The sequence below is a fragment of the Janthinobacterium sp. PC23-8 genome (assembly GCF_002250505.1).
Lineage (GTDB): Bacteria > Pseudomonadota > Gammaproteobacteria > Burkholderiales > Burkholderiaceae_D > Janthinobacterium.
The window spans coordinates 858,151-870,255 of the sequence record NZ_NJGY01000001.1; the positions used below are offsets into that span (position 1 = coordinate 858,151).

Annotated in this window: 6 protein-coding genes; all 6 read right to left on the reverse strand. The window is 61.2% G+C overall.

Features of this window, described 5'->3' with window-relative positions; translation table 11 throughout:
• Positions 1-1,983 (reverse strand): hypothetical protein (locus CD932_RS03730; RefSeq protein ID WP_094443434.1); only part of this gene is annotated, 1,983 nt, incomplete at its 3' end.
• Between the two features lie 30 nt (positions 1,984-2,013).
• Complete coding sequence (locus tag CD932_RS03735) at positions 2,014-3,351, reverse strand: hypothetical protein (RefSeq protein ID WP_254926444.1); 1,338 nt, start codon at positions 3,349-3,351, stop codon at positions 2,014-2,016.
• Positions 3,352-3,411: 60 nt separating this feature from the next.
• Complete coding sequence (locus CD932_RS03740) at positions 3,412-5,634, reverse strand: DUF3274 domain-containing protein (RefSeq protein WP_094443436.1); 2,223 nt, start codon at positions 5,632-5,634, stop codon at positions 3,412-3,414.
• A 28-nt stretch (positions 5,635-5,662) separates the two neighbouring features.
• Positions 5,663-7,006 (reverse strand): hypothetical protein, encoded by a 1,344-nt coding sequence (locus CD932_RS03745; protein WP_254926445.1) that lies wholly within the window; start codon positions 7,004-7,006, stop codon positions 5,663-5,665.
• Positions 7,007-7,083: 77 nt separating this feature from the next.
• Positions 7,084-9,303, reverse strand: coding sequence for a DUF3274 domain-containing protein (locus CD932_RS03750; protein ID WP_094441453.1), 2,220 nt, complete (start codon positions 9,301-9,303; stop codon positions 7,084-7,086).
• Between the two features lie 22 nt (positions 9,304-9,325).
• Complete coding sequence (locus tag CD932_RS03755; protein ID WP_254926446.1) at positions 9,326-12,076, reverse strand: type VI secretion system Vgr family protein; 2,751 nt, start codon at positions 12,074-12,076, stop codon at positions 9,326-9,328.
• Between the last annotated feature and the right edge of the window lie 29 nt (positions 12,077-12,105).

Genomic DNA, 12,105 nt, shown 5'->3' on the forward strand with positions numbered 1-12,105 from the left:
CGCCTTGATATTGCACACCCCCACCGGCACGTCATACGCCAGCACTCTTTCCGCATGCATAGGATTGGTCATGATGGTGGAATGGTCGGTCGCAAAAGCGCCGGCCTGGCTGGACATCATTTCCTCGACCCGCGCGCTGCGCCAGGTCATGTAGTCGGCGCTGGGGGTGGCGCGCGGCATTTCCTGTTCTACCTTTTTTCCGGCGGCGCTTTTCTTTTCCCGTATCGCCTGGGCGCGCAGTACCGCGCGCTGCTCGTAGCGCAGGCGCGCTTCGTCATCGGCCGTGCCCCTGGCGATGTCCAGTCTTTGCGCTTCCAGCCTTTTTTCCTCGCCTTGCAGGCCACCGCGCGGAATTTCATGGTCGGCAAAGTAATCGTCGCCGGCTTCGCGCTGCTTGCCGGCCTGGCGCGCTTCGCCGGCCGGGGCGTAGCCTTCGTCGAATTGATCGCTCGCTTCCCCGAAGCGCAGGGACTGGGGTTTGAATGGCGGCGCCAGGTCGGGCGCGCTCAGTTCGATTTTCCAGTCCTTGTCGCGCGAGGCATTGGTCAGATTTTTGAACAGCATGGTCAGCACGATGAAGACGGGCGCCAGGCCCACCGTCAGGACGGCGGCAAACGCCCCCTCGCTGGCTTCCTTGCCTTGCTTGATGGAATAGGACGCATATTTTTGATCCGGGAACCAGAAATCCTGGCCGCCCGGCCCGGGTTTGCGCCAGTGGTCAAGCCAGTAGTGATAGCTGCCCTGCTTGCCCACCTCGAAGCCCTGGGCGAACACGCGCTGCACATACACGCCGCCGGCATCGGTGGCCAGCAGTTCGCCGCCGGACAGGCCACGCCAGCCGATGCCCTGGATGGCGATCGACGACACCACCACATCGTGCGGATTGCAGTAGACGGTCACGCGGCCATACGAGGATTTCTTGCCGCCGCGCGCGGCGCCGGCAATGCCGTATGTTTCGCGATCGGTGGCCGCTGAAAAGCCATGTTGCTCATTGGCCATCCAGTCGTCAACGCGCTGGTCGGTTTGCACGTCGCCCAGGCTGGCGCGCTGGCGGAGTATCTCGAAAAAGTTCTTCAACGTCTGTATCCGCGCTTCGACCGTCACGCGGCCCGTGCTGCCGTCGGCGGCGCGCAGATTGCTGCCGATCCAGTTTTCGGAAAAGTTGCTTTGCGCCAGGCTGTACGGCGAATTGCAGATCACATAGTTGTCGGCCACGCAGGGAAACTTGCCCTCTACCGCCGGCAAATTCTGGCCCAGGAAAGCGGCCGCCATCGCCACCATCGTGCCCTGGCTGTGGCAGACGATGGTGACAGGCACATCGGGCTGTTCCTGTCGTAGCGCTTCCACCAGTTTCGCCAGGCGATACGCGGCCAGCACGAAATACGGCCGTGGCGGACAGCTGAAGACCTGCCGCTCGGGGAACGGGTTCATGTGCTCGATCGTGGTCCACAGAAACAGGTCCGCGCTCAGGCCCTCCTTCCACAAATCGGCCAGCGCGCTGCAACCGTTGGCAAACGGGCCGCCGCCCCAGTAATCCTGTTCGTTGAGGTAGATGCCCTTGCCATACTGTTGCAGTTCCTCGCCCGACGCCTTGTAGCCCCAGCGAAAGCGGATCACGGGCGAGAAGCTGCCGCTGTCAATGATGAAATTGTCGGCCGACATCTCGGGATTGAGAAAGCCTTCGTCCGTGATCTCCTTGCCGTAGTTGACTGGCGTCAGTTGCCCGCCTTCCACGCCGTGATGGACAAGGTGCTCGCTCTGGCGCCTGAGGCGCTGGTTCAGCCCCCGGCACAGCCCTTGTTCGGCCGCCTGGTACCACTCGCCATCGGAATTGACGCCATGCACGAAAATAATCATGCCCGGCAGTGGCAACTGCTGCACCGTGTCCTTGTCGCTGTGCGGATAATCGGCGCTGCAGGCAAACTGGCCGTGCAGGTCGACTTTCGGGTCGTCGCACAGCGGCGGGCGTGGGTCAAACATCATGCCGCGCATGCTGCCTCCCTGTCGATATGTTTACTGCGAAAACCCCTGGAGATACTCGGGCGCATCATGCCGCAACCCCCACCACGGCAGATAAGCATGATTGCCGCCACGCGCGCGAAACCACGGCTGATCGAACTTGATCGGCCGCACCACCGCCGGCGGCGCCACCACCAGCGCCACCGGCGCCGCCAGATCGCTGGTGCCGGCCACCAGCACCGGCTTGCCAAAGTGATGCGCATGGGCGATACCCAGCGCCACATTTGTCAAGGCCGTGCCGGCGCCTGTCTCGCCAAGCACGGCGGTCAGGTTGAAACTTTGCTTGAGAAAGTCAAACTCGGGCAACTGCAAGGTCAAAGTCTGCGCCAGCGCGCCGATGCGGTCGGACGAGTCCTTGTGCGCATTGCCCGCATCGTGGATCACAAAGCCGATCTCGGTATCGGCCTTGCCGGCGGCCTCTTCAATGGCGACCGTCCACGCCTGCACCAGCCGCGGCGGCTCGCCCTTTTTCGCTTCAAAGTCAGCTGCCGCCTTGATGCTCGGATAGCCGAGCCACGCCAGCGGCGCGCGTTCGGTCTTGAAGTCCGGGCCGGCCAGTATCAGCAGCACCAGGTTTTCATTGATCTGCTTGTCTTTGGGCCGGCTGGGCGCATCCCAGTTCATGACCCAGACGGTTTCTTTGGGGTGGGCTTGCAGGTAGTCGAGCGCGGCGGAAAGGGAAGTGAAGCCGGCGTTGGGGCCGCCGGTTGTGATATGGACATCAGGCGGGGAAGCACGGGTCCAGAGAGTTGGAGCATGGATGTTACCAATGCTAAAAGTTCTTGCTACTCGCTTACGAACGAATTCCATCGTCTCAGCTGGATCCAGTTTCCCTTCTGGTAAAGCATATTCGATATGAATGCCTGCCAGTTCACGCCAGCGTGACTTGTCATCAGCGGAGTGAACATTGTAAAAATATTCTGGATCAGAGTAATAAACTCCATGAAACAAGTTAACTAACTGGCTGACATATTTTTCATGATAGCCATCGAAACTTTCGGACCCATCATTACCTGCGGCAATTGAAGCAATACTTTGTAATCTAGAGTATTTCTCGGGTTTTTCTCTAACCATCTCATCGTTTGGATTTGGCTGCACCAAACCTAGAGTCCAAAGCAACTGCCACTCAGTTGGATAATCTCTTCGATGTAGAGGATTCAGCCATTGCAACCCAACTACTTGGGCCATAAATACAGGCTTTTCTAATGTGGCTGCGTTGCTTGGGTTGGGCATGACCATCACGTTTGTAGCGGTACGCAAACGCGCACATGCCGTCAGCACTAAAATAGTCAAAAATATACCAAGTAACGATAAAATAACAGACCTGATCATGGAAGCGCTCCAAGCACATAAATTATCACAAAAATAATTACATAAAATACATTAATATTCCTATCCAAATGCTCTTTCGCCAGAATTTGGAAGTGGGTCACGAGCGGGATTCTCTCGACTGTCAATGATGGACGTAGGTAGCTCACCTCCACCTCCCTCATGCTGCACCCATTGGGCAACAGTTAATTGGCTTAACTTACCGTCTTCGAAATATTCCGCAAATACTTTGGCTGAATTAGTTTTATTTAGCGATTTCAACAACCTCCAATCCGCCGCCACCCGCAACTTCCTCAGCGCCTGCGCCTTGATATTGCACACCCCCACCGGCACGTCATACGCCAGCACTCTTTCCGCATGCATAGGATTGGTCATGATGGTGGAATGGTCGGTCGCAAAAGCGCCGGCCTGGCTGGACATCATTTCCTCGACCCGCGCGCTGCGCCAGGTCATGTAGTCGGCGCTGGGGGTGGCGCGCGGCATTTCCTGTTCTACCTTTTTTCCGGCGGCGCTTTTCTTTTCCCGTATCGCCTGGGCGCGCAGTACCGCGCGCTGCTCGTAGCGCAGGCGCGCTTCGTCATCGGCCGTGCCCCTGGCGATGTCCAGTCTTTGCGCTTCCAGCCTTTTTTCCTCGCCTTGCAGGCCACCGCGCGGAATTTCATGGTCGGCAAAGTAATCGTCGCCGGCTTCGCGCTGCTTGCCGGCCTGGCGCGCTTCGCCGGCCGGGGCGTAGCCTTCGTCGAATTGATCGCTCGCTTCCCCGAAGCGCAGGGACTGTGGTTTGAATGGCGGCGCCAGGTCGGGCGCGCTCAGTTCGATTTTCCAGTCCTTGTCGGGCGAGGCATTGGTCGGATTTTTGAACAGCTTGGTCAGCACGATGAAGACGGGCGCCAGGCCCACCGTCAGGACGGCGGCAAACGCCCCCTCGCTGGCTTCCTTGCCTTGCTTGATGGAATAGGACGCATATTTTTGATCCGGGAACCAGAAATCCTGGCCGCCCGGCCCGGGTTTGCGCCAGTGGTCAAGCCAGTAGTGATAGCTGCCCTGCTTGCCCACCTCGAAGCCCTGGGCGAACACGCGCTGCACATACACGCCGCCGGCATCGGTGGCCAGCAGTTCGCCGCCGGACAGGCCACGCCAGCCGATGCCCTGGATGGCGATCGACGACACCACCACATCGTGCGGATTGCAGTAGACGGTCACGCGGCCATACGAGGATTTCTTGCCGCCGCGCGCGGCGCCGGCAATGCCGTATGTTTCGCGATCGGTGGCCGCTGAAAAGCCATGTTGCTCATTGGCCATCCAGTCGTCAACGCGCTGGTCGGTTTGCACGTCGCCCAGGCTGGCGCGCTGGCGGAGTATCTCGAAAAAGTTCTTCAACGTCTGTATCCGCGCTTCGACCGTCACGCGGCCCGTGCTGCCGTCGGCGGCGCGCAGATTGCTGCCGATCCAGTTTTCGGAAAAGTTGCTTTGCGCCAGGCTGTACGGCGAATTGCAGATCACATAGTTGTCGGCCACGCAGGGAAACTTGCCCTCTACCGCCGGCAAATTCTGGCCCAGGAAAGCGGCCGCCATCGCCACCATCGTGCCCTGGCTGTGGCAGACGATGGTGACAGGCACATCGGGCTGTTCCTGTCGTAGCGCTTCCACCAGTTTCGCCAGGCGATACGCGGCCAGCACGAAATACGGCCGTGGCGGACAGCTGAAGACCTGCCGCTCGGGAAACGGGTTCATGTGCTCGATCGTGGTCCACAGGAACAGATCCGCGCTCAGGCCCTCCTTCCACAAATCGGCCAGCGCGCTGCAACCGTTGGCAAACGGGCCGCCGCCCCAGTAATCCTGTTCGTTGAGGTAGATGTCCTTGCCATACTGTTGCAATTCCTCGCCCGACGCCTTGTAGCCCCAGCGAAAGCGGATCACGGGCGAGAAAGTGCCGCTGTCAATGATGAAATTGTCGGCCGACATCTCGGGATTGAGAAAACCTTCGTCCGTGATCTCCTTGCCATAGGCAACTGGCGTCAGTTGCCCGCCTTCCACGCCGTGATGGACAAGGTGCTCGCTCTGGCGCCTGAGGCGCTGGTTCAGCCCCCGGCACAGCCCTTGTTCGGCCGCCTGGTACCACTCGCCATCGGAATTGACGCCATGCACGAAAATAATCATGCCCGGCAGCGGCAACTGCTGCACCGTGTCCTTGTCGCTGTGCGGATAATCGGCGCTGCAGGCAAACTGGCCGTGCAGGTCGACTTGCGGGTCGTCGCACAGCGGCGGGCGTGGGTCAAACATCATGCCGCGCATGGAACCTCCCGCTCCGCCCTCATTGCGAAAACCCCTGGAGATACTCGGGCGCATCATGCCGCAGTCCCCACCATGGCAGATAAGCATGATTGCCGCCGCGCGCACGAAACCACGGCTGATCGAACTTGATCGGCCGCACCACCGCCGGCGGCGCCACCACCAGCGCCACCGGCGCAGACAAATCGCTGGTGCCGGCGACCAGCACCGGCTTGCCAAAGTGATGTGCATGGGCGATAGCGAGCGCCACATTTGTCAAGGCCGTGCCAGCGCCCGTCTCGCCGAGCACGGCGGTCAGGTTGAAACTTTGCTTGAGAAAGTCGAACTCGGGCAACTGCAAGGTCAAAGTCTGCGCCAGCGCGCCGATGCGGTCGGACGAGTCCTTGTGGACATTGCCCGCATCGTGGATCACAAAGCCGATCTCGGTATCGGCCTTGCCGGCCTTGCCAGCGGCCTCTTCAATGGCGGCCGTCCACGCCTGCACCAGGCGCGGCGGCTCGCCCTTCTTCGCTTCAAAGTCAGCTGCCGCCCTGGTGCTCGGATAGCCGAGCCACGCCAGTGGCGCGCGTTCGGTCTTGAAGTCGGGGCCGGCCAATACCAGCAGCACCAGGTTTTCATTGATCTGCTTGTCCTTGGGACGGCTGGGCGCGTCCCAGTTCATGACCCAGACGGTTTCCCTGGGGTGGCTTTGCAGGTAGTCGAGGGCGGCGGAAAGGGAGGTAAAGCCGGCGTTGGGGCCGCCCATGGTGACGCGAACGTCTGGCGGAGTCGGGCGTGTCCAAAGTGTAGGAAAGTTGGGATTGCCGATATCAAAAGTACCTGCAATGTATTCGCCCACAAAATCCGCCGCGTCTTTTATATCAAGCTTTCCTTCAGGAATGGCATATTCCACGTGGATGCCAGCCAATTCGCGCCAGCGCGACCTGTCCTTGGCTGAATGAACGTTATAAAAATACTCGGGATCTGAAAAATACGGGCTACGAAACAGATTCATCACTTCACGTATGTACTTCCGATGATAACCACGAAAAGTTTCTTCACCTTCATTTCCAGCGGCGACAGGCGAGATAGCCTGCAAACTGGAATACTTCCCAGGGTTTGCCTTGACCATATCATCGGCAGGATTGGGCTGTACCAAACCTAGCGTCCACAGCAACTGCCATTGCGTCGGGTAATCACGACGCTGCAAGGGATTAAGCCATTGCACAGCAACCACTTGCGCCATATAAGGTCGCTTGACAACTTCTGGCAATACGATCGAGGTATTTGACGGCGTCGTAGTGGATGAGCGAAACCGCGCGCAGGCAGTCAGGAAAATTAATGCCAAAAATATCAGAGACGCGTACAAAAAAAGGGATTTCAACATACGAATTCTCCATTGGGAAATAATTTGAATAACGTTTTCAATCATGGAAGCAAGGGTAGTTTTCAATGAATAAGTTGTCAGCCATGCGCCATTTCGCCAGAGGCGGGCCTCTCGTTCAATGCAGGATTTTCACGATTGTCAATAATCAAACTTGGCATTGCAGCCTCACCAGACTGACCTGCCCACACGGAAATAGATTTTTTATGAAATTCACCAGTATCAAAATATTCTAAAAACACCTTTGCAGCATTTGTCTCATCCAACGCTTTCAACAACCTCCAATCCGCCGCCACCCGCAACTTCCTCAGCGCCTGCGCCTTGATATTGCACACCCCCACCGGCACGTCATACGCCAGCACTCTTTCCGCATGCATCGGATTGGTCATGATGGTGGAATGGTCGGTCGCAAAAGCCCCCGCCTGGCTGGACATCATTTCCTCGACCCGCGCGCTGCGCCAGGTCAGGTAGTCGGCGCTGGGGGTGGCGCGCGGCATTTCCTGTTCTACCTTTTTTCCGGCGGCGCTTTTCTTTTCCCGTATCGCCTGGGCGCGCAGTACCGCGCGCTGCTCGTAGCGCAGCCGCGCTTCGTCATCGGCCGTGCCCCTGGCGATGTCCATGCGTTGCGCTTCCAGCCTTTTTTCCTCGCCTTGCAGGCCGCCGCGCGGAATTTCATGGTTGGCAAAATAATCGTCGCTCGCTTCGCGCTGCTTGCCGGCCTGGCGCGCTTCGCCTGCCGGGGCGTAGCCTTCGTCGAATTGATCGCTCAGTTCGCCAAAGCGCAGGGACTGTGGTTTGAATGGCGGCGCCAGGTCGGGCGCGCTCAGTTCGATTTTCCAGTCCTTGTCGGGCGAGGCATTGGTCGGATTTTTGAACAGCTTGGTCAGCACGATGAAGACGGGCGCCAGGCCCACCGTCAGGACGGCGGCAAACGCCCCCTCGCTGGCCTGCCTGCCTTGCTTGATGGAATAGGACGCATATTTTTGATCCGGGAACCAGAAATCCTGGCCGCCCGGCCCGGGTTTGCGCCAGTGGTCAAGCCAGTAGTGATAGCTGCCCTGCTTGCCCACCTCGAAGCCCTGGGCGAACACGCGCTGCACATACACGCCGCCGGCATCGGTGGCCAGCAGTTCGCCGCCGGACAGGCCACGCCAGCCGATGCCCTGGATGGCGATCGACGACACCACCACATCGTGCGGATTGCAGTAGACGGTCACGCGGCCATACGAGGATTTCTTGCCGCCGCGCGCGGCGCCGGCAATGCCGTATGTTTCGCGATCGGTGGCCGCTGAAAAACCGTGTTGCTCATTGGCCATCCAGTCGTCGACGCGCTGGTCGGTTTGTACGTCGCCCAGGCTGGCGCGCTGGCGGAGTATCTCGAAAAAGTTCTTCAACGTCTGTATCCGCGCTTCGACCGTCACGCGGCCCGTGCTGCCGTCGGCGGCGCGCAGATTGCTGCCGATCCAGTTTTCGGAAAAGTTGCTTTGCGCCAGGCTGTACGGCGAATTGCAGATCACATAGTTGTCGGCCACGCAGGGAAACTTGCCCTCTACCGCCGGCAAATTCTGGCCCAGGAAAGCGGCCGCCATCGCCACCATCGTGCCCTGGCTGTGGCAGACGATGGTGACAGGCACATCGGGCTGTTCCTGTCGTAGCGCTTCCACCAGTTTCGCCAGGCGATACGCGGCCAGCACGAAATACGGCCGTGGCGGACAGCTGAAGACCTGCCGCTCGGGGAACGGGTTCATGTGCTCGATCGTGGTCCACAGAAACAGGTCCGCGCTCAGGCCCTCCTTCCACAAATCGGCCAGCGCGCTGCAACCGTTGGCAAACGGGCCGCCGCCCCAGTAATCCTGTTCGTTGAGGTAGATGCCCTTGCCATACTGTTGCAGTTCCTCGCCCGACGCCTTGTAGCCCCAGCGAAAGCGGATCACGGGCGAGAAGCTGCCGCTGTCAATGATGAAATTGTCGGCCGACATCTCGGGATTGAGAAAGCCTTCGTCCGTGATCTCCTTGCCGTAGTTGACTGGCGTCAGTTGCCCGCCTTCCACGCCGTGATGGACAAGGTGCTCGCTCTGGCGCCTGAGGCGCTGGTTCAGCCCCCGGCACAGCCCTTGTTCGGCCGCCTGGTACCACTCGCCATCGGAATTGACGCCATGCACGAAAATAATCATGCCCGGCAGTGGCAACTGCTGCACCGTGTCCTTGTCGCTGTGCGGATAATCGGCGCTGCAGGCAAACTGGCCGTGCAGGTCGACTTGCGGGTCGTCGCACAGCGGCGGGCGTGGGTCAAAGGTCATGGTGGCTTCTTCCGTGTTGGATTCAGGAACGGCGGCTGAAGAAAAAGCCTTTCAGCCGTTGCAAGTGATCGGTCAGCACCTTCGGCCCGCGCCCCTCGGCGTCGCTGTTGCCCGTCAGGGCGCCGTCGCCTTCGCGCTCGACATGCACCTGCACGCCTTCGACCGGCTTGCCGTCGGTGGCGCGCACCAGGCGCGGCACGCGGCCCAGGTCGCCTTCGCTGAAAACGGGTAGCTCCGCCTTCATGCTGGCCGGGCCATTCCAATGGTGGCCAGCGGTCTTGATGGTCAGGGCGCCCGGCCCGCCCAGCTCGACCGCGCCGCCCGACAGTTTCAAATACGCACCGCCGGTCGTCATAAAGGTGATTTCGTCCTGCGCCAGGCCGACCAGGCGCGTGCCGGCCGACAAACGGACTTCCTTGGCGGCATCGGCCTGCAGCAAGTCATGCTGGCTTTGCAGCAAGAACTTGCCGTGATGGGCCACTTGCACGATGCCGTCCTGGTGCGCGAACAGCGAGATGCCCTTGCCGGCGTTGATATTGCAGCGCTGCGCCGCGCTCAGTTGCAATTGCCGCAGGGCCACCAGGTCGATATTTTCGCCGGCATGGCTGGCGATGGTTTTTGGCGTGGACACGGCCACGCCCTCGGGCGCGGTGATGCTGATCGCCGGCTGGTCGGCCGCGATCGCGCTGGCCAGCGCTGCGCTGCCGGCCGTGTCCGGCGCCAGCGCCTGGTGCTGCGCGGCATACTCGCCCAGTGACCTGAACAGCTCCAGGCACTCCTTCATCAGGGCCGCGTGCTCGCCGCTGTCGAGCTGCTTGCCGCCAGCAGAAAGCTGCTTCCAGCTTGAAATCAAGAGTGAACGGGCGGTGCGCAGGCTGCCGCTGGCGTCGCTGCGCAATTCAAAACCGTCGCCGCGCTGCTGGCCGGCGCCGTCAACGCGCGGCGTGCTCAAATGGCCGAGGTTCAATTGCGTTGCGCCGTGATCGCTGGCCAGCTGGGCGCCGATCTGGCCCGGCGTATCGTCCAGGCACAATTGATTGCCGCGCGCGCCACGGATTTCGCGGCTGCGCAGGCCAGACAAATAACGGTTGCCAGGCAAGCCGCCGCGCGCGCTCAAGCCGGGCGGCATGGCCACTGCGTTGTACAGCTGGCCAACGATGATGGGCCGGTCCGGGTCGCCGCCAAGAAAGTCGACCAGCACTTCGCTGCCGATGCGCGGCAAGCTCACCGCGCCGCACTGCCGGCCCACGCCGGGGCCATTGCCGGCCCAGCTCGACGCCACCCGCACCCAGGCCGAATCGCGTTCGGTGTTCGACGCGCCCGAGCCGTTGGCATGTGCGTGGTCTTGCGCGCGCGTGGCAACAAAACGCACCCTGACCCGGCCCAGCGCGTCGCAGTGCACCTCTTCATTGGCAGGCCCCACCACCAGCGCGCTTTGCAGGCGCACCACGGGCAAGTCGCTGCGCGGATCGAAACCGGGCACGATGGCAACGCCGCGCCGCACGCAACTGAAACGGTTGCGGTAGCGCAAGGTCACGCCCTCGCTCGGCGCCGCCAGCCAGGAATCGACCGACCAATGGTTTTGCGCGAACAGGCGGTCGATGCGCGCATCGAGTCCCTTCGGCAAATTGTTGCTGGCCAGCACGGTCAGGGAGGTGATCACAAAACTGCGCTCAGCCAGGGCGTGGCTGTCGATCTCCGCATGGCCTTGCAAGCTGAACCATTGCCCGGCGCAAAAATCGCGCACGCAGCCTTCGCCCTCGAAGCATTTCGTTTCCAGGTCGTGGCGCGCCATCGCCAGCTCGCCGAGCCGGGCGTGATCATCGCTGCCGGCGCCGGCCTGCGGCATCTGCACGATATAGTCGTCGAGGGTGGCCGCCAGCTGCTGGCCATTGGCGCCCTGCTGCGCCATGCCGTTTGCGCGCGTGTTCATGAATTGCAGATTGAGCGGGTGGCCGTCGTCCCAGCTATGGCGCTCGGACGTTCCCGGCTGCAAGCGCCGCACGGCGTTCCAGGCCGTGACCGTATCACGTTCTTCGGTGGCGTTGTCGCGGTGATAGCGCACGGTAGCGGCCGCGTTCTGCGGCAGGCGGGCCGCGTCGTCGAACAGCAGCACCGTGTGCGCAGGAAAATCGCCGCCTGGCGCGCCCGGGGTGTCGGGCTGGCCCGGACAGATGCACCAGGCGACGCCGCGGCGCCTGAGCAGGCGGCGGATAAAGGCCGCGTCCGACTCGTTATGCTGCATGGTGAAGTCGCGCGGCCGATGCTGGCGCGCCGCCAGCGCCGGTTCGATCTCGAGCGCCAGGCTGGCGGCCAGGATGGCATTGCCCTGGCGCCATTCCTCGAACAGCAACTGCACGATCTGCAGTTCATTCTTGTCGAGAAACACGCGCGTATTGACGCGCTTGTCCATCAGCGCCAGCGCGTCGCGCAGCACCAGCAGATACGTGGCCAGGCCACCATCGCTCTGGCCGGCGCAGGCTTCGGCGACGATGCCGCACACGCGGCGCAATTGGCCACGGTCCGTTACGATCTGCAACTCGGCCGGCACGGCAATGAACTGCTTGAGCGGCAGTTGCGCATCGGTCGCCACGCACAGGATGCGGTATTCGATGCCGCCGCAGAGGGTTTCCGTGCCGTCGATGCGCTGCGGCAGCAGCACATCGTCATTGAGGCCTTGCGCGTAGGCCAGGCGCAGGCGCAGCGGCCGGTTGGCCGCTATCAGGTTTTTTTCCAGCGCCATCCATTGCGAAAAATCGTTGTCACTGTCCACGGCAATGCCCTCCCATCATGGTCAAGATT